Raw genomic sequence first — 18,580 nt, forward strand, 5'->3', positions numbered from 1 at the left:
AAAAACCGTCTGTAATATTCTGAAATTACGGCCTCTTCCTGAGAAGCGCATTCATCACGGCAAGCGTGGCGCCAAACAGGCTAAGCAAGGAGGCGAAACCGACCGCCAGCGGATCGCGGGCCAGCCTCTGCGCCCAGCTTGGTTCCAGAAAGGCCGCTTTCGCCCGCGCCCGTTCCAGCCGCAAACGGCTGAAGGCTTCTTCGGTGGAAACGATCAGACGCATACCGTCGCCGTTCGTGTCGAGCGTCAGGAATGCATATGCAGAAAGCGGCGCGTCGGGGTTCATGCGTTCGACCGACACCACATCGCCCAAAGAAAGCGCACCGCTATCCACCAGACGCGCGTCATTGCGCAACCAGAACTTTTCACGCGTTTCGAATTTTCCGGAACGCAAAAGCTTGACTGTACCGTTGTCGGCTTTCTGTCCGACCACCAACTGCCCCGTCAAACCAAGTCCGCCAAACTCGCTGAACGTGCTTGCAGGGATCCTGAGCAGCGTTTCGCTGACGATCTCGACATCGCCGATCATAACCGGGGTCAGATCTGCATCATCCTCATCGAACCGCACCACCACATCGACAGCGCGGTTTTCCCCGGAACGCAGTTCCAGATTCAGCCCCGGCGGCCAGTCCAGTTCGACAAAATCCCGCTGGAGTTCGAGATAGGCCACCCCGTTGCAGCTTGCCGTTGACGCGTCCACGGTGTCGCCGAAGTCCTGCGCCTCGGTCAACGCATGGCGTGGCAGACAAATCCGCAGGCTGGGCAATTCCCAAACGATCTGCGTATCCGAGTCCGTTTGCACGCGAAGATAATCTGTAGTCAGATCCAGAAAGAACGACTTGGGACGCGGCCAGACGTAATAGGCAATGACCAGAGCCAGCATGCCGACCAACAGCCACGGCAATATCCCTGCACCTGGCGTCCGCAGTAGTGTCAGGCCCCTGCTCACTCGCAAGAGACCGAAAAACGGACTGGCGGGAATTTTCGTGTCCCTGTCAGCCGGGCGGGTCTCGTCCATGTTCGACATTTCAGGGTATTTCTGGCGTATAAAGGTGGATGTTTGCCATTCTCGGTGGCGCGGCCTTGCCATAGCGCAGACGCGTGATGCCCACGGTCAGCACCCCGGCCTGATCGGCGGGCACCTGAATACGACATTGGTAGTTGAAACCGACTCCGGCTTCGGATGTCGGATCACACCGGATGGGCATGACGTCCCCCGCCGCGCCGTCGAGCGGCGACAGGACGGCCTGCGGGATCAGACTGTCCGCGCGCCCTGCATTCAGGTTCAGGATCAGCGTCATCCGCCCCTCGCCATCGGTTTCGGGCGTTTCCGCCGCATTCCACAGCACGGGCAGAAAATCGTCTGTGACCAGCCGACAATCGCCTCTGTGCAACGCAATCCCGTTATTGCTTTCGTCACTGGCGCTGACAAACGCCTCGTACTCGGTTTCGTATTCGAGATCGACCAGCCCGCCGCCCCACGCCACGGGGACATGATACTCGAACAGTGCCGAATACCGGCCCTCCTTGTCCGTCGCCCGTGCGCAAAGCGTTTGTCCCTGCCAGTCCGCGCCACCGGGGATATAGCTGTAAAGTCTTGGTCCCTCGGCGTTCCGCGGTGCCGCGGTATGCGCGCCGACCAGCCAGTTGCCATTGATCAGCGCGTCGCTGCGCAATTCCTCGTGAACCCGCTCGCCGCGCAGCCGGAGGGCCGGGTCGGCAAGAGCAGGAAGGGCTGGTACGACGACGGCGACAACCGTCGCTATTGAGATCAAACTGCTATGGATCAATGACATTGTTGGCACGCCCCCCGGATCGTGTAGTCTTCCCCAAAAGCAATAGTGACGGGGATGAGATGTTTCTGGCAAGCTCTTTGATGCGTAAATTGATGATCTTTTCGACGGCGCTGATGGCTTCGGCCCCGGCATTGGCCACTCAATTGGCATTGGTGGACCGCGACGTTGGACATGCCATGCTGTTTCAGCATCGGGGCAACTGTTTTGCGGTCCTGCCATCACATGTCGCTGCAAATGACCGCTTTTCACTGGAATTGCCGCTGCAAAGGGTCGTCGGGTCCGGCACGGCGTTTCTGCGCGACACGGCCAATGACATCGCCATCGCCTATGTCGAGGGTGGCGTCACCGCCTATTGTCACGACCAATGGGACAGTTTTGACCGCGACCTGCGCAGCCTGCTGGAAACCCGCACACGGGGAGAGATTGTGCGGCTTAGCCCCGAAGGCATTCAGGACCGGGCCGATGCGCAGATTTTTGCGGTGACGCCCGAAATGGTCATTGTCCGCACGACTGACAACCTAGCGGATGGACAGATCTATCAGGGCAATAGTGGTTCCGTGCTGGAGGTTGATGGGCGCGTCGTGGGCATCGCCCAGGCGGCGATCAGCGGGCGCGAGGCGCGATTTTTCCGCATGGACGAAATCCTGCGCCGGGTTGGCCCGCAGCTTGGCGGCGGGCTGTCCGCCCGGCATCCCGACGACCTACCGCCGCCGGATGGGGCCGATGGCGAACAGGGGTTCCGTGTCACCGGCTGGACCGGCGCGGCGGGTGGTACCGGTGCTGCGAGCCTTGAGCCGGGGCTTTTGTCACAGGCCTTTGTGTCGCCGTGGAGCAACGAGCCCGTGCAGATCGAAATCACGCTCGACCCTGCGTCTCCGGTCCCATTAGCTGCGATAAATCTGCTAAGCGACCCCGGTGCAGCGCCCGATCAAAGTCCGCCCAAAACCGTGTTGTTCGAGGTTGATGCAGGCGCGCCGGGCCGACCGTTCTGGCGTAGTCTGGGTCAGCGCGACATGCCGCCCAACGGCGTCTTCGCCTATCAGACCGGCGGTATCTTTGCCCGCCGTGTGCGCATAACCATCCAGTCGATGTGGTTCGCGGACAGAAACGCGCTGCGGATCGATGGGCTGACAGTAGAATGACTATTCCTTGAGGTCGATGGCGGCGTTCGCCTGCCCGCCTTCGGCAAAGATGACACCGCGCAGCACACCGTCAGGCCCCAACGCCAGCGACGCCTGGGATCCTTTTCCACGGTTCGACTTGAACTGCACACTGGTGCCGGACACGGTCAACTCGCAAATCGCATAGCGTTCCTGCCCCGACATCCAGCAATTTTCGGCCTTGGCCCCGATGTTGAAGATGTGGTTGCCTTTCTTGCCGTCATGCGTGCCACCGGCATCCGACACCCATTTAAGAACGTTGGCAGACGATTCATCCGTCGCCGTAACCTCGATCCGCAAATTTCCTCCGGCCTCGAAAATCGCGAGGATCGCCGAGTTGCGCAGCACCGGGTTGGTCGAAAAAAGCGCGTGCTCCTTGGCGATCCGCACCAGCGCCGGATCGCCGGATTTCAACAGCAGACGCACAGCCTCGTACTGGATGCGAGCGTCTGGATTTTGCAGCACTTCCTGATACTTGGCGATCCGCTGCGCACCTGCGGAAACGCTTGCCTGAAACTCTTCAAAGCTTTGCGTCGTATTTTGCGATGTCTGAGCGGCGGCACCGTTTCCCAGCCCAACTGCCAGGGCGATAATCCCGCAGGTGCCAGCATGCCGAACGGTCGAAAACAGACGCAAACCAAGGCACTTTACCATCTCGACCATCCTTTCGATTCTACTATCCATGAGGGAATTTGGTGCTAGAATTGGGGTAATAAATCAAGACTTCTCGATTCATGACAAGGTTTTCGATGGCATTGGATTACAAAATTTGGGCTGATTTTTACACCGCACTCAAACGAAGCTGCTGCGTCTTTGCATGGGGGATCGCATCAGCCCTGCCCTCGCAAGGTGCCGCGAATGACGAGTCGACCGAACGCGCCTTTGTCGAGTTTTTGACCCGCGCAGATTACGAGAACGCGAATTTCTATCTGCAAAACGGCCTGGTCACTCCAGAGCGGCTGGATACGGGTGCAATCTTTTACAACATCATCCATGCCGCCTATTGGCAGCAGCTGACCTCCAAAACGCAGGCCATCACCACATTGCATGGCTATCTGCAAGCGCTCAAACCGTTTGATATGGACCAGGAGGTGACGTGCGGACAATATGGCAACGATAGCCAGACCTGCGTGTTGCTGCACGACCTCGTCACCGGCGCACCTGCGAATGTGATAGCGGTTTTTGCCGATCTTGGGCTTGATCTTAACAAACTATACCCTGGCAGACCTCCTGCCACATATGACGTCATCGACCGATTGGGCGCGCAATATTCCATTTCCGACATCCAGATACTCAGCCAGAAAGGCATGATTTTTGGTGATGAACCATATGATCCGGCCACCCTTGCCGCACACCGCGAGCACAACAACACGATGCGCATTCAGCCGGTTCGCAATGTCGCTGCAAGACGTCCGCCACAAATGCCGCATAATTACCTGTCCATCCCGCAATTCAATTTCATGGATGCATTGGCGGTTGCTTTGGGAAACCCCTGGAGCAGCGCACAGGTTGAATCCAGCGCGCGCGATGATGCGTTGTGCCGCTATATCACTTTTCTAGCGCCTCAAATGACACCCTCTTTCGACTATTTGCGCTTTGTCCTCGGCAACAAGAACGAATTCCGCGCCGCACAAATTGGTGAACGAAAACGCAGTGGGAACCGGACATATGAGCCCTTTCCCGCATCTTGTGTTGCTCTGATTGAAGGAATGGCGCAAAATCATGGTAACTTGACTGATGTAATCGCGCTTTTTGGCGCACGCGGCGATGTCGAGATGGCACGATGGCTGTTGTCCCTTCAAGCGCCGCAGCCGATCCCGGCCCAAGAACCTGCTCAAACTCAGGAGCCTCAAAACACTGAATAGAAAGAATTGTTCTGCCAGACAATTCCGTTGTAGAAAGGATAGACCCAATGCATTTTTCATCACGCAAACCCATCGCTTCGGCTGCCGTTCTTGCACTTGTTTCCGCAGGTCTTGTGACCGCGCCGGAACGGGCTTCGGCCGGAAATGACTTTCTGAAAGGCGTTATCGTCGGTGGCGTGGGGGCGGCGATCATCAACCATGCCAACAAAAATCAGCGGAAATCCGCTCCCAGAACGGTCTATAAGAAAAAGACCGTGACCAAAAAAAGTAGCTCTGGCCCCCGCTCTACCATCGCGACCTTTGCGACCACCCGCACCGAAGTGCGCGATTATCAAACCCGGCTCAACGCGCTGGGATACAACGCGGGCACCCCGGATGGCTTGTATGGAAAAATGACACGGAATGCGGTTTCCAGCTTTCAGGCGAGTCTCGGCGCACCGATGACCGGCAAGTTGACCTCGTCCGAAGCTGGCATTCTGATTCAACGATCCAGCCAACCTTTGATCGCGACGGCCGGACCAAGCGCGGGTTACGCGATGGCCGCCCAGCAGCCGCAAGCCTATCCGCAACCACAGACCGCTTTCCAGCAATCCCAACCGCAAACGGGCTATCCCGCGCCCGCAGCAGTGCCGTTTGGCCAACAGGCCGCAGGCGCGTCCCCGGCCTTCCCGGCTATGCCCGCCGGCACCGCGCCGCAGGCAACCAGTCAACCGGCAGCCGCACCGCATAACGCCTTCCCGACACTGGGAACCGGCACGCAGCAGCCCGCGGTCGCAGCACCTGGCTTTCCGCAGGCACCGCAGCCTCAGGGACAGATGGCTGCTGCCACACCACAAGGTGGTGCCTTTCCGACAATGCCTTCGGCTGCCGCGCCGCAATCCGCAACCACACAGGCTGCCGCGCCCCAGCCGGCGTTCCCGTCAATCTCTACGGCTTCTGCAGCCACGCCAAAGACGGAAGGTTCTGTCGCGCCAACTTTCGGGGCTGCTCAGTCAAGCTTTCCCTCACTGCAAACCGCGGCAGTCGCGGTTGCAGCAGGTGCTACATCTGCCGCACAGGCAGTTGGCTTCAAACCTACCGTTCAGATGCCCAAAGGTGCTGCCGCACCAGCCGCGGCCCCTGAAGCAGAGCGGTTTTCCATCCTCGACGTCAGCACCGGCAGCAGCTTGAGCGAAGCGAAACAGCAGTTGGCCTTCGAGGGCCTTACGAATTGTGAAGAGGTCAGCGGCGTCACGCATTGCTCAGCGGGAAGCGACGCCATGCAGGATCTGGTCGCCGTCAAATCCGAAGAAATGCCTGACGGGGAGATCAAGGTCGGCGCGATGAGCCGTCATCTGACTTTCACCCAACCGATGCCGCAGGACAGCCTGCGCGAGATGATGGCCGATCGCTATGCAGCCCTTCTGGACGCCCCCAACCAGATGGTCGGTTCGTCGGATTGCATGTCTCTTGCGAACCTGACCTCGGGCGGCAAGGCCGAACTGACGGCACGCATCATGTCCGGCGACAACGCATCTCTGGCCAGCCTCGCCAAAAGCTGCGGACATTTCTCGCGCATCGTCTTCGGATCTGCGGATGACAATGACCTGATCAACGAAGTCAGCATATTCCTGTTTGATGGCAGTATTTTCGCCGATGGCGTTGAGGCGGCCAAACCTGCGAAAATCAAGTTCTGACATCCAACATGATGCCTGCCAAGCGCCGCCGTTGACTTGAATAACGTGCAAAGCATGGCAGGCTTTCAAACCTCGACCTGCTGGACCAAGCCTGCCCGTTTTGTGATAAAATCGGCGGGCTTGCGTTGTTTTTCCGGGCCTTTACGCTGAGCATCATCACCAACGACGCTGCCAACGCCGAATAATCGTACAAATTCTAGACGCTGATCGCACGGCACTCTGGCAGCATGCCGATGCTTCGCGCGCTACCGCTTCGGTGCCCGCTCGTTGATATTTCACAATCTTTCTTGACTGATGACACGCTACGGACCTAGTGTCATGTATTTACGGGCGTCAAGTTTTCTGTTTGGCGTTAAGTTTCTCGAAATTCCACGATACAAGTGATGGCTAGGGCGCAGAATAACATGAGGGCAAACCCAGTGACCGGATCTAAGATCAAGAATATGGACGAACTCGCCAAGGTCAGCAACATTTCGCGTCCGACCCTGTCGAAATATTTCAACGATCCGGAAAGCGTCCGAAAGACCACCCGTCAAAAGATTGAAACAGCGCTCAAGACGTATGATTACAAGCCAAACATTTTCGCGATCAATCAGAACCGCAAGCTGACCAAGACCATCGGCATACTGGTTCCCTACCTGGCGGACCCGTTTTTTGCCGAAGTCGCGCGACGGCTTGAAAGACATTGCATTGACGCGGGCTATTGGCCCACGGTGTTCAGCGCGCATGGTGACCAAGAGGCTGAAAACAACGCTCTTGCAACGATGCAATCCCTGCGTCCTGCCGGTGCTTTGCTTGCGCCCCTTGGCCGAAGATCAGATTTCGAAGCTGTCAAACGGTTCGCAGATGAAGTGCCGACCGTTGTTTTTGACAGCAACGTCGCCGTTGGCGAAGCCTTTGTAGGCAATGATAATTTCAAGAGTATCGGCTTGATCGTCGACTACCTGTGCCGCACCGGAGAGCCGCCCTGTTTCTTCGAGATGCCACCGCTGAACCCGAACGCCAACAAGCGACGCGAAGCCTATGTCCAGTCGATGGAGCGGCTCGGACTGACGCCTCAGGTAATCAAGGTCGAGGGGACGAACTGGGATTTCGAAAGGATCGGCTTCGAAGGCGGCATGCGCCTGATCGAAGAGCGCTCTTTGCCGTCCAACACCGTCTTGTGCAGCAATGACCGCCTGGCAATCGGATTGATGGCTGCCGCCTATCAAAAGGGCTTGCGGGTCGGGCATGGTCCTGAATGCGCGCTTCGGATTGCCGGGCATGACGACCATCCCTGGTCTCGGTACACTTGCCCTCCGCTGACAACCGTCTCGCAGGATTACTCTGCAATCGCCGATCAAAGCGTCAAGATCCTTTTTGATTTGATTCAAGAGGGCAAGCAAACGCATTCAAGATTTGAGAATCTACTTGACGGGAAACTTGTCTTACGAACCTCCGCATAAAGAGAGTACCTGGCCCAAAAAACTTTACGGGAGTAAAGTTTTTTGTTGACTCGAGGCTTGACGCTCGGTTAATTCGTGCCACTGCACCAGACAGATCTAGGGAGGATCCGGAATGAAATTGAAGAACGCATTATTTGCTGCGTCTGCGCTCGTATCGGTCGCATCGACCGCTGCCTTCGCGGAAGAGTTGACCATCGCCACCGTCAACAACGGTGACATGATCCGCATGCAAGGTTTAACCGATGACTTCACCGAAAAGACCGGACACACGGTCGAGTGGGTCACGCTCGAAGAAAACGTTCTGCGTCAGCGCGTCACCACCGATATTTCCACCAAGGGTGGCGCTTTCGATGTGATGACGATCGGCATGTACGAAACACCGATCTGGGCCAGAAATGGCTGGCTCGTTGCCATGGACGACATGTCCGAGGAATGGGATGCCGACGATATTCTGCCTGCCATGCGCGGCGGTCTGAGCGTTGACGGCACATTGTATGCCGCGCCCTTCTACGGCGAAAGCTCGATGATCATGTACCGCACCGACCTTATGGAAAAGGCCGGGCTGGAAATGCCCGATGCGCCAACATGGGAATTTGTGGCGGATGCCGCGCGCAAGATGACGGACAAGGAAAACGAAATCTATGGCATCTGCCTGCGCGGCAAGGCCGGCTGGGGCGAGAACATGGCGTTCCTCACAGCAACATCGAACGCTTTTGGTGCTCGTTGGTTTGACGAAAACTGGACAGCCCAGTTCGATCAGCCTGCTTGGAAAGAAACGCTGGAATTCTACGTCAACCTGATGAACGATGCGGGCCCTCCGGGTGCATCGACAAACGGTTTCAACGAAAACCTGTCGCTGTTCCAACAGGGCAAGTGCGGCATGTGGATCGACGCGACAGTTGCGGCCTCTTTCGTGACCAACCCCGACGATTCGACTGTTGCTGACAAGGTTGGCTTTGCGCTGGCACCGAACACGGGCCTGGGCAAGAACTCCAACTGGCTTTGGGCCTGGGCGCTTGGCATCCCTGCCGGCACCCAGAAGGAAGCCGCCGCGAAAGAGTTCGTAGAGTGGGCAACCTCGAAAGAGTATATCGAGCTTGTTGCAGCAAACGAAGGCTGGGCCAACGTCCCTCCGGGTGCGCGGACGTCGCTTTATGAGAACGAGAACTACAAGGACGTTCCATTCGCGGCCATGACGCTTGAAAGCATCCAGTCGGCCGATCCTCAGAACCCGACAGTAGATCCGGTTCCCTATATCGGCGTTCAGTTTGCGGCCATCCCGGAATTCGCGGGCATCGCAACCGAAGTCGGTCAGGAATTCTCGGCCGCTCTGGCAGGACAGCAAAGCGTCGATGAAGCGCTTGAAAAGGCGCAGGCCCTGACAACAGACGCTATGGAAGCCGCCGGCTACTAAGCGTCATCGTTCCGGAGGGCGGCCCGTTCGGCGGCCCTCCGACACCAGTGATCAGCTTTCATTTTTGACCAATCATCTGTGGCGGTTTTTCCGTCAACGGGGGAGGTGTGTCCATGGCGACCCAACAATCACGATCCGCTGCACGGTTCATGTTGGCACCAGCCGTCATCCTGCTTTTGGGCTGGATGCTGGTGCCTTTGATCATGACCTTATGGTTTTCGTTCCGGAACTATCTGCCGCTACGCGGTGGTGATCTGGGATGGGCCGGGTTTGACAACTATGTCCGTTTCATCAATTCCAGCTCATTCTGGCCAAGCGTTCAGACGACACTGATCATCGTCGGCGGTGTGCTTTTCATCACCATCGTGTTGGGCGTCATTCTGGCGCTTTTGCTTGATCAGCCGATGTGGGGACAGGGCGTCGTCCGCATCCTCGTCATCGCCCCCTTCTTTGTCATGCCAACTGTTTCCGCGCTTGTCTGGAAAAACATGTTCATGGACCCTGTGAATGGGCTTTTTGCACATATCTGGAAGTTTTTCGGCGCAGCCCCGGTTGAATGGCTCAGTCAGGCTTCGATGCAATCGCTGATCCTGATTGTCAGCTGGCAATGGCTGCCCTTCGCGACGCTGATCCTGCTGACCGCCGTTCAGTCGCTGGACAGCGAACAGCTGGAGGCGGCCGAGATGGATGGCGCGCCGTTCCACAGCCGCTTTATCTACATGATCCTGCCGCACCTGGCGCGGGCCATCACGATCGTGGTTCTGATCCAGACGATCTTTCTGCTGTCGATCTTTGCAGAGATCTTCGTGACCACCGGCGGCGCCTTCGGCACCCGGACCCTGTCCTACCTGATCTTCCAGCGTGTTCTGGAAAGCCAGAATATCGGTCTGGGATCTGCGGGCGGTGTCTATGCCATCATTCTTGCCAATATCGTTGCCATCTTCCTGATGCGCATCGTCGGCAAAAACCTGGACTAGGGAGGAGCAAGATTATGGCACGTGCCGTTACAAACAATCGCAAAGCGCTGAATACCGCCATTGCGTGGTCCATCGGGATCCTGATCTTCTTTCCGATCCTCTGGACCATCCTGACCAGCTTCAAGACCGAAGCGCAGGCCATCAGCGATCCGCCCGTCTTCCTGTTCTTTGACTGGACGCTGGAAAACTACACCGTTGTGCAAGAACGCTCCAACTACATGCGCTTCTTGTGGAACTCTGTCGTGATCGCAGGCGGATCGACCATCCTTGGTCTGATCATCGCGGTTCCCGCCGCCTGGTCCATGGCCTTCGTTCCGTCCAAACGCACCAAGGACATCCTGCTCTGGATGCTCTCGACCAAGATGTTGCCGGCGGTGGGCGTTCTCTACCCGATCTACCTGATCTTCATCAAACTGGGCATCCTTGATACCCGCACCGGCCTTGTCATCGTGATGATGCTGATCAACCTGCCGATCATCGTGTGGATGCTTTACACCTATTTCCGCGAAATTCCGGTCGAGATCCTGGAAGCCTCGCGGATGGACGGTGCCACGCTGAAGGAAGAGATCATCCACATCCTGACACCGATGGCCGTGCCGGGGATCGCATCGACGATGCTGCTGAACTTCATCCTTGCCTGGAACGAAGCGTTCTGGACGCTCAACCTGACGGCCGCAAAAGCCGCCCCGTTGACCGCCTTCATCGCCAGCTATTCCAGCCCCGAGGGTCTGTTTTACGCAAAACTGAGCGCCGCCTCCACGATGGCCATCGCTCCGATCCTGATCCTTGGCTGGTTCAGCCAGAAACAACTTGTCCGGGGCTTGACCTTCGGCGCTGTGAAGTGAGGAGAGAATAATGGGACGCATTCAGCTAAAACAGGTCAAGAAATCCTTTGGTGACGTGACCGTCATTCCGCCGCTGGACCTTGAAATCAACGATGGCGAGTTCGTGGTGTTTGTCGGGCCTTCGGGCTGCGGCAAGTCCACCCTGCTCCGCCTGATCGCGGGGCTGGAGGACACGACCTCTGGCACCATCGAGATCGACGGCAAGGATGCCACCGGCCTGCCTCCCGCGAAACGCGGGCTGGCCATGGTCTTCCAAAGCTATGCCTTGTATCCGCACATGTCGGTTCGCAAGAACATCGCCTTCCCGATGAAAATGGCGGGAATGCCAAAAGAAGAGCAAGACAAGCGTATCGCGGCTGCGGCCAAGGCGTTGAACCTGACCGATTACCTCGACCGTCGGCCCGGCCAACTGTCAGGTGGCCAACGCCAACGGGTCGCCATCGGCCGCGCCATTGTGCGTGAACCTTCGGCATTCTTGTTTGACGAGCCGCTGTCCAACCTCGACGCCGCCCTGCGTGTCGGTATGCGGATGGAGATCTCTGAACTGCACAAGAAGCTTGATACCACGATGATCTATGTGACCCATGATCAGGTCGAAGCGATGACCATGGCTGACAAGATCGTTGTGCTTCAGGCCGGTGTAATCGAACAGGTGGGTTCGCCGCTGGAACTGTATCGCAACCCGCGCAACAAGTTCGTCGCGGGCTTTATCGGCAGCCCCAAGATGAACCTGATGGAAGGGGCCGAAGCCGCCAAGCACAACGCCACGACGATCGGCGTGCGGCCTGAGCATTTCGAAGTGTCCACGCAAAGCGGTGAGTGGAAAGGAACGGTGGGCGTGTCCGAACATCTGGGCAGCGACACGTTCTTCCACGTCAATATCGACGGTTTTGCAGAGCCGTTGACAGTGCGCGCCGGCGGCGAGGTCGATCTGCATTACGGCGACACGATCTACCTGACGCCGCAGTCCGAGCAGATCCACAGATTTGATGCGCAAGGGTTGCGGATCCAATGAAACGGCTAGACGGAAAATCCGCCCTCATCACCGGCTCTGCCCGCGGTATCGGGCTGGGCTTTGCCGAAGCCTATGTCCGCGAGGGCGCAACCGTCGCCATCGCGGACATCAATCTGGACGCGGCCACCAAGGCCGCGAACCAGATCGGCGCGGCCGCCTATGCCGTGCAACTGGATGTCACTAGTCAGGACAGCATCGACACCGCCATCGAAACGGTTGTCGCGAAGGCGGGCAAGCTGGACATCGCGATCAACAACGCCGCGCTTTTCGACGCGGCAGAGACCGTGGACATCACCCGCGCGAGTTACGACAAGCTCTATGCGGTGAATGTCGCGGGCACGTTGTTCACCATGCAGGCGGCGGCACGCCAGATGATCAAGCAGGGCCATGGCGGCAAGATCATCAACATGGCCAGCCAGGCCGGACGCCGGGGCGAACCGCTGGTGCTGGTCTATTGCTCGACCAAGGCGGCGGTGATCTCGATGACGCAATCTGCTGGGCTGAACCTGATCAGGCACGGCATCAACGTGAATGCCATAGCGCCCGGTGTGGTTGACGGTGATCATTGGGAACATGTGGACGCGATGTTTGCAAAGCTCGAAGGCAAGAAGCCCGGCCAGAAAAAGGCCGAGGTCGCCGCCAGCGTCCCTGCGGGCCGCTTTGCCGTGCCTGCCGACCTCACCGGGATGGCGGTCTTTCTCGCCTCCGCCGACTCCGATTACATCGTGTCGCAGACGTATAACGTCGACGGCGGACAATGGATGAGCTGATATGAAACTGTCCAACGATACCCTCAAGAACCTGCCGGAAAGCGTCTTGCGCCCGACCTATGACCGCAGCGCATTGACGCCGGGGATCGTGCATATCGGGCTTGGCAATTTCCACCGTGGCCATCAGGCCTGGTATCTGCACCGCCTGATGCAACAGGGTCTGGCGCAGGACTGGGCCATCATCGGCGCAGGCGTGCGCGCCGGTGACGAGGCGCAGCGCAAACGGCTGGCCGCGCAGGATTACATGTCCACGCTGATAGAGCTTGACCCCAAGGGACGCTCTGCCGAAGTCGTGGGGTCGATGATCGATTTCGTGCCTGTCGAAGATGGTAATGGCCCCCTGATCGCGCGGATGACCGATCCCGCCATCCGCATCGTCGCCCTGACCGTGACCGAAGGTGGGTACTATATCGACCCGGCAACCAAAGGGTTTGACGCCAGTCACCCCGACATCCAACACGACGCTGCCAACCCCGACACGCCGCGCACGGCCTTTGGCGCGATGATCGCCGCGCTGAAACTGCGGCGCGACACTGGCATCGGGCCGTTTACCGGCCAAAGCTGCGACAACCTGCAAGGCAACGGCGCGATCCTACGTCAGACAGTGGTGTCGCTTGCGCGTCTTTCGGATCCGGATCTGGCGGCCTGGATTGATGCAAATTGCACATTTCCCGACTCCATGGTCGATTGCATCGTCCCCGCCACCGGCCCAAACGAATTGGCGCTGGTCAGGGAGTTCGGCATCGACGACGCAGCCCCCGTCACCCACGAGAACTTTCGTCAATGGGTCATCGACGATGCGTTCTGCGCGGGCCGTCCCGACTGGGACAAGGCCGGTGCCACCTTTACCGATGACGTGCATGCCTATGAGGCGATGAAGATCCGCATCCTCAATGGCGGGCATCAGGTGATCTCCAACCCTGGTGAAATCCTGTCGGTCGAGTTCATCTCTGGCTGCATGGCACACCCTTTGATCGGTGCGTTCTTCCGCAAAGTTGCGCGCGAAGAGATCGTGCCACAGGTGCAACCCGTTCCCGGCATGACACCCACCGCCTACGTTGACCTGATCAGCAACCGTTTTTCCAACCCCGAGATTGTGGATACCGTCCGCCGCGTGGCCTTTGACGGGTCGTCCCGTCATACCGGCTTTATTCTGCCGACGCTGCGCGATGCGCTGGCCACAGACAGCCCGATTGAGGGGCTGGCCCTGACAGAGGCGCTTTGGGCGCGGATGTGTACCGGCACGCGCGAGGATGGCAGCACGATAGCGCCCAACGATCCGCTCTGGGACAAGCTGAACGCAGCTGCACTGGACGCGCGGGACAACCCGCAGGCCTGGCTGGAACAGCGTGACCTCTATGGCGATCTTGGCGAAAACGCCCGCTTTACCGATCGTTTCGCACGCTGGCTGCGACTTCTCCATGACGAGGGAACAGAGGCTGCCTTGCGCGCCTATCTGAACGGCTGAGCCCTGTTTTGAATGCCGGGCTCGTCGCGGCGCGACAATACACGACGCTCAAACCGGAAGTGACGCACAAGGACAGCAAACCGCCCGGCGGGCCCGCCCTCTAGACCTTGGTCGAATTGGGTGCCCTGCCCGCACCCTTTAGGTTTCGGGTTATGGGAGTGATCCGCACGTTCTTGGCAGTTTGTCTCTGGGTCAGTCTGGCCCTGCCTTCGGCCGCCGACCCCCTGCCCCGCGACACAATCGCTGAAATGATCGTGCCGCCCATGTCACTTGGCGAACAGCTGAACGACAAGGGCGTCTGGCAATTGCTGAACTCTGGCGGTGCGGATGCGGGCTATGTGTTCGAGACACAGCCCATGGCACCCCTGCCCGGCTTTTCCGGCGCACCGATCAACATGCTGGTGGTGCTGGACCTTGACGGGAGGTTTGTCGATGTGCGGCTGATCTCGCATAACGAACCGATCTTTGTCAGCGGTCTGGGCGAGGCCCCGTTCCACCAGTTCTTCGAGCAATATCGTGGCCATTCGATATCCGAGGCTCTGGTCGTCGGCACCCCCTATGGCGCGGGCGGCGGCGGTGGCCAGTTGGTCTATCTCGACGGCGTGACCAAGGCAACCGCGTCGGTTCGCATCGCCCATGAAAGCCTGCTGGCCGCCACGCTTCAGGTGGCGCGCGAAAAGATGCAAGGCATCAGTTCCGGCCCGCCCGCCTTTCCCGACCCCGACTATTCCGAGGATCTGAGCTGGAAGGATCTGTTTGACCAAGGGCTGATACAGAATTTTCACGTCACGAATGCCGAAGTTGACGCGGCATTTGCAGACACGCTTTGGGAAGATGACGACCCCGAGGCGCAGGATGCCCCGAACGACGCCTATTTGGACCTGTGGATTGCCGATCTGGGACCGCCCTCCATCGCCCGCGCCTTGCTGGCCCAGGACAGTTTTCGGGACTTGCAGGACTTCATGGCGATCTCGCCCGATGACGAACCCATCCTCCTGATCGAGACCGCGCGCCACGGGCTGGTCTCGGACGATTTCGTGCGCAACACCGCGCCGGACCGGATCGGTGCCGAACAGGGCGGTTTTCCGGTGGCGATGCGCGACGCCGATCTTTTGGTCAGCCTGTCGGATCAGGTTCCGGACGCGCTTCAGGACGGTGTCGCGATGATCTTGCGGACGGACCGAAGACTTGGGTTCGATCCCACGCAGGACTGGGTGCTGAAGGTGCAGGCGGTGCGCGAACATGGTTTCTTTCAGCCCGAAATGGGATCGGTCTCACTGGACACGACCCATGTCACCGACCCGCGCTTCTACGACCGCCCCGGTGCCGTCACGCGTCTGGCCCCCTGGCGCGAGGCGATCCACAACCGCCAATCCGACCTGATCCTTCTGTCCGTCTTTCTTGCCGTGCTTCTTGGCGTCCTGGCCTTCCGCCAAAGCGCGTTCGCAGCGCTGCGCCACTACACACCGATCCGGTTGAGCATTCTGGCGGTTGTGCTTGGCTTCATCGGCTGGTGGGGACAGGGGCAACTGTCCATCGTAACCCCGCTTGGCACATTGCGCAGCGTCATCGACGGTGGCAGTCTTGGGTTTCTCCTCTACGATCCGTTTTCGCTGGTGATCTGGGGCGCGGCCATACTGGGATTTTTCCTGTGGGGGCGCGGGCTGTTCTGCGGCTGGCTCTGTCCGTTCGGCGCGTTGCAGGAATTTGCGCATCACATCGGTCGCTTGTTGCGCCTGCCGCAATATGATGTGCCGGACTGGCTGGACCGCCCCCTCAAAGGCCTGAAATACCTTGTCCTTCTGGCGCTGATCGGCGTGACGCTGCTGCTGCCCTCAGCACTCGACAAGGCGGTCGAGGTCGAGCCGTTCAAGACCGCCATCACCACATTCTTTATCCGCGAATGGTACTATGCGGGCTATGCCTTGTTCTGGCTGTTCCTCGGCATGATCTTGTTCAAGGGCTTTTGCCGCTATGTCTGCCCATTGGGCGCGCTCATGGCCCTCGGCGGGGCGTTGCGCATGCGCCGCTGGATCCCGCGCCGCGTCGAATGCGGATCACCCTGTCAATTGTGCCGCGTCAAATGTGCCTACGGTGCCATCTCGAAACAAGGAGAGATCGCTTACTCCGAGTGTTTCCAATGCCTTGATTGCGTCACGATCCACGATGACCCCGCGCAATGTGTGCCCCTGATCCTCAAGGGGCGCTCAGCCACCCGCAAACCACGCGCGACAGGCCATCCCAACGAGGTGCCCGCCCAATGAAACGCCGCCGATTCCTCACCCTCTCGGCGGCCTTCGCCTGTGCGCCCGGCCTTGCAAAAGCGTCAAGCTGGCAGGGCCGCGCCCTGGGGGCCGAGGTCTCGGTCACCTTGCACGGTCCATCGGCATTGACAGGTCCCGCCCTGGCAGAGATCCCGGCCTCTCTTGAAAAGATCGAGGCGCTGTTCAGCCTCTACCGCCCCAGCTCGGCGCTGAGCCTCCTGAACGCGCGCGGCTGGCTTGACATGCCCCCAGCGTTCCAACAATTGGTCGCGCAGTGCGACGACGCGCATCGCCTCTCGAACACGCTGTTCGATCCGACAATACAGCCACTTTGGCAGGCCGACGCCCAGGGCCTCGATCTTGGTCCGGCCCGCGCGCTTGTCGGCTGGGATCGCGTGACAAAGACCGGCAACCGTCTGCGCCTCGCCCCCGGTCAGATGCTGACCTTCAACGGCATCGCCCAAGGCTTCGCCACCGATTTGATCCGCACAGGCCTTGCAAAACGGGGGGCCACCCAGGCCCTTATCAATATCGGCGAATTTGCCGCGCTTGGTGGCCCTTGGCGTCTGGCAATCTCTGACCCCGCGCATGGGCCGGTCGCCACACGCGCCCTCCACGGGACGGCCATCGCCACATCCAGCCCCGGCGCCATGCTCTTGGCGACCGGCAGCCACATTCTGTCGCCGGACGGTCGCCCCGCCCTCTGGTCGACAATCAGCGTCGAGGATCACAGCGCAACACGGGCCGATGCGCTGTCGACCGCCGCCGTATTCATGACGCGCGACCAACTCGGCACTCTAAAACGCTCTGCAAAGCTGACCCGCATCACCGCCTTGGACGATTCAGGCGACCTTCTCACATTGTGACACACACACGACCGGCCCGAGCGGAAAGCCCGCCCCCAGCTTCTTCTTGGCAAAAATACTCAAATTCCGATGCCCACAAAAAAGACCCCCGGCCAGAAAACCGGGAGCCCCTCTCCAATGCGATCTTGGCGCTCAGCCAGCGGCGGCAACCGCGCGTTTGGTCAGCACACCAATCAGATGCGCTCGGTATGCCGCGCTGCCATGCATGTCCGCGATCATGTCGTCAGCCGACGCCGCCAACCCGTCCAAGGCATCTGCGGAGAAATTCGACGACAACGCGGTTTCCGCCTCTGTCCAGCGGAACACACCGTCATTCGACGCGCCTGTCACCGCAACCCGAACACCGTCGGCATATTTGGCAACGAAGACACCCACCAGCGAAAACCGCGAGGCAGGCTGCTCGAATTTCTGGTAATACGCCTTCTCAGGCACCGGAAAGCGGACTTCGGTGATGATCTCGGCTTCTTCCAGCGCGGTGGTGAACATGCCCTGGAAATAGTCATCCGCGGCGATCTCACGGGTGTTCGTGACGATGGTCGCACCAGAGGCCAAAACCGCTGCCGGGTAGCAGGCTGACGGGTCGTTATTGGCCAGCGATCCACCAATCGTGCCACGGTTGCGCACCGCCGGATCGCCGATATTTCCTGCCAGGGCAGCCAGCGCCGGATAGGCCGAGCCCTCGCCCGCGATGGTCCCGTGCGTGGTGCCCCCACCGATGCACAAGGTGCCGCTCTCGTCGGTGCGGATGCCCTTGATTTCGTCAATACCGGTCAGGCTGACCAGCTTGGACGGGCTGGCAAGCCGCTGTTTCAGCGTCGGGATCAGCGTTTGACCGCCCCCCAGTGCCTGCGCGTCTTCTTCACCAAGTGCCGCGACCGCGTCGGCCACTGTCTTTGGTGTTACAACGTCGAAATTGTACATTGTCTCTTCCTCTCCCGAAACATGTCCCGGCGCGCCGGTCTCTTGCTTCTGTGATTCAAATATACCTCTGGAATGCCGCCGCAAGGCGACGGGGGCAG

General features: G+C 59.3%; 16 protein-coding genes. 12 read left to right on the forward strand and 4 right to left on the reverse strand.

From position 1 onward, the window contains the following. Positions 1–25: 25 nt before the first annotated feature. Positions 26–904: a hypothetical protein gene (locus B8991_RS02645; protein ID WP_179141414.1), complete on the reverse strand. Its 879-nt coding sequence runs from the start codon at positions 902–904 to the stop codon at positions 26–28. Between the two features lie 124 nt (positions 905–1,028). Next, positions 1,029–1,796, reverse strand: a complete 768-nt coding sequence (locus B8991_RS02650; protein ID WP_084350230.1) for a hypothetical protein — start codon at positions 1,794–1,796, stop codon at positions 1,029–1,031. Positions 1,797–1,876: 80 nt separating this feature from the next. Between B8991_RS02650 and B8991_RS02655 the strand changes: the two genes are divergently transcribed. Beyond that, entirely contained in the window at positions 1,877–2,938 is a 1,062-nt protein-coding gene (locus B8991_RS02655) for a hypothetical protein (protein ID WP_143514465.1), read from the forward strand. On the opposite strand, the gene B8991_RS02660 is transcribed toward B8991_RS02655, so the two are convergent. Further along, positions 2,939–3,640, reverse strand: a complete 702-nt coding sequence (locus B8991_RS02660) for a HEAT repeat domain-containing protein (protein ID WP_143514466.1) — start codon at positions 3,638–3,640, stop codon at positions 2,939–2,941. 65 nt (positions 3,641–3,705) lie between these two features. Between B8991_RS02660 and B8991_RS02665 the strand changes: the two genes are divergently transcribed. The 11 genes from B8991_RS02665 to B8991_RS02715 all read left to right on the forward strand — a co-directional run bounded on the left by B8991_RS02665 (position 3,706) and on the right by B8991_RS02715 (position 17,561). After that, positions 3,706–4,821: a hypothetical protein gene (locus B8991_RS02665; RefSeq protein ID WP_084350233.1), complete on the forward strand. Its 1,116-nt coding sequence runs from the start codon at positions 3,706–3,708 to the stop codon at positions 4,819–4,821. A 47-nt stretch (positions 4,822–4,868) separates the two neighbouring features. Next, the gene (locus B8991_RS02670; RefSeq protein ID WP_084350234.1) at positions 4,869–6,497 is read left to right on the forward strand and encodes a peptidoglycan-binding domain-containing protein; all 1,629 of its coding nucleotides are present in this window, start codon (positions 4,869–4,871) and stop codon (positions 6,495–6,497) included. Between the two features lie 419 nt (positions 6,498–6,916). Then, entirely contained in the window at positions 6,917–7,942 is a 1,026-nt protein-coding gene (locus B8991_RS02675) for a LacI family DNA-binding transcriptional regulator (protein WP_084350235.1), read from the forward strand. Positions 7,943–8,054: 112 nt separating this feature from the next. Further along, positions 8,055–9,356, forward strand: a complete 1,302-nt coding sequence (locus B8991_RS02680) for an ABC transporter substrate-binding protein (protein ID WP_084350236.1) — start codon at positions 8,055–8,057, stop codon at positions 9,354–9,356. Positions 9,357–9,469: 113 nt separating this feature from the next. Further along, positions 9,470–10,333 carry a carbohydrate ABC transporter permease gene (locus B8991_RS02685; RefSeq protein WP_084350237.1) on the forward strand — a complete coding sequence of 288 codons (864 nt, stop codon included), beginning with the start codon at positions 9,470–9,472 and terminating at the stop codon, positions 10,331–10,333. Between the two features lie 14 nt (positions 10,334–10,347). Continuing rightward, a complete protein-coding gene (locus B8991_RS02690) occupies positions 10,348–11,178 on the forward strand; it encodes a carbohydrate ABC transporter permease (protein ID WP_084350238.1) in 831 nt (276 codons plus the stop codon). A gap of 10 nt (positions 11,179–11,188) precedes the next feature. Further along, positions 11,189–12,193, forward strand: coding sequence for an ABC transporter ATP-binding protein (locus B8991_RS02695; RefSeq protein WP_084350239.1), 1,005 nt, complete (start codon positions 11,189–11,191; stop codon positions 12,191–12,193). Then, complete coding sequence (locus tag B8991_RS02700) at positions 12,190–12,963, forward strand: L-iditol 2-dehydrogenase (RefSeq protein WP_084350240.1); 774 nt, start codon at positions 12,190–12,192, stop codon at positions 12,961–12,963. Before B8991_RS02695 ends, B8991_RS02700 begins: the two co-directional genes overlap by 4 nt. Position 12,964: 1 nt before the next feature. Next, a complete protein-coding gene (locus B8991_RS02705; protein ID WP_084350241.1) occupies positions 12,965–14,431 on the forward strand; it encodes a mannitol dehydrogenase family protein in 1,467 nt (488 codons plus the stop codon). Positions 14,432–14,583: 152 nt separating this feature from the next. Beyond that, positions 14,584–16,695, forward strand: coding sequence for a 4Fe-4S binding protein (locus B8991_RS02710; RefSeq protein ID WP_084350242.1), 2,112 nt, complete (start codon positions 14,584–14,586; stop codon positions 16,693–16,695). Further along, complete coding sequence (locus B8991_RS02715) at positions 16,692–17,561, forward strand: FAD:protein FMN transferase (protein WP_084350243.1); 870 nt, start codon at positions 16,692–16,694, stop codon at positions 17,559–17,561. The genes B8991_RS02710 and B8991_RS02715 overlap by 4 nt, the downstream gene beginning before the upstream one ends. Positions 17,562–17,693: 132 nt before the next feature. Here B8991_RS02715 and B8991_RS02720 read toward each other — a convergent pair whose 3' ends face one another. Further along, positions 17,694–18,482, reverse strand: a complete 789-nt coding sequence (locus B8991_RS02720; protein WP_084350244.1) for an FAD binding domain-containing protein — start codon at positions 18,480–18,482, stop codon at positions 17,694–17,696. Between the last annotated feature and the right edge of the window lie 98 nt (positions 18,483–18,580).

The sequence above is a fragment of the Primorskyibacter flagellatus genome, from assembly GCF_900176485.1.
GTDB classification, from domain to species: domain Bacteria; phylum Pseudomonadota; class Alphaproteobacteria; order Rhodobacterales; family Rhodobacteraceae; genus Primorskyibacter; species Primorskyibacter flagellatus.

Excerpts from the sequence above, each read along its gene's own strand:
- B8991_RS02695 (WP_084350239.1), top strand. The coding sequence starts at position 11,189 with ATGGGACGCATTCAGCTAAAACAGGTCAAGAAATCCTTTGGTGACGTG.
- B8991_RS02650 (WP_084350230.1), bottom strand. The coding sequence starts at position 1,796 with ATGTCATTGATCCATAGCAGTTTGATCTCAATAGCGACGGTTGTCGCC.
- B8991_RS02670 (WP_084350234.1), top strand. The coding sequence starts at position 4,869 with ATGCATTTTTCATCACGCAAACCCATCGCTTCGGCTGCCGTTCTTGCA.
- B8991_RS02665 (WP_084350233.1), top strand. The coding sequence starts at position 3,706 with ATGGCATTGGATTACAAAATTTGGGCTGATTTTTACACCGCACTCAAA.
- B8991_RS02715 (WP_084350243.1), top strand. The coding sequence starts at position 16,692 with ATGAAACGCCGCCGATTCCTCACCCTCTCGGCGGCCTTCGCCTGTGCG.
- B8991_RS02705 (WP_084350241.1), top strand. The coding sequence starts at position 12,965 with ATGAAACTGTCCAACGATACCCTCAAGAACCTGCCGGAAAGCGTCTTG.
- B8991_RS02720 (WP_084350244.1), bottom strand. The coding sequence starts at position 18,482 with ATGTACAATTTCGACGTTGTAACACCAAAGACAGTGGCCGACGCGGTC.
- B8991_RS02710 (WP_084350242.1), top strand. The coding sequence starts at position 14,584 with ATGGGAGTGATCCGCACGTTCTTGGCAGTTTGTCTCTGGGTCAGTCTG.
- B8991_RS02655 (WP_143514465.1), top strand. The coding sequence starts at position 1,877 with ATGCGTAAATTGATGATCTTTTCGACGGCGCTGATGGCTTCGGCCCCG.
- B8991_RS02680 (WP_084350236.1), top strand. The coding sequence starts at position 8,055 with ATGAAATTGAAGAACGCATTATTTGCTGCGTCTGCGCTCGTATCGGTC.
- B8991_RS02685 (WP_084350237.1), top strand. The coding sequence starts at position 9,470 with ATGGCGACCCAACAATCACGATCCGCTGCACGGTTCATGTTGGCACCA.
- B8991_RS02690 (WP_084350238.1), top strand. The coding sequence starts at position 10,348 with ATGGCACGTGCCGTTACAAACAATCGCAAAGCGCTGAATACCGCCATT.
- B8991_RS02700 (WP_084350240.1), top strand. The coding sequence starts at position 12,190 with ATGAAACGGCTAGACGGAAAATCCGCCCTCATCACCGGCTCTGCCCGC.
- B8991_RS02660 (WP_143514466.1), bottom strand. The coding sequence starts at position 3,640 with ATGGATAGTAGAATCGAAAGGATGGTCGAGATGGTAAAGTGCCTTGGT.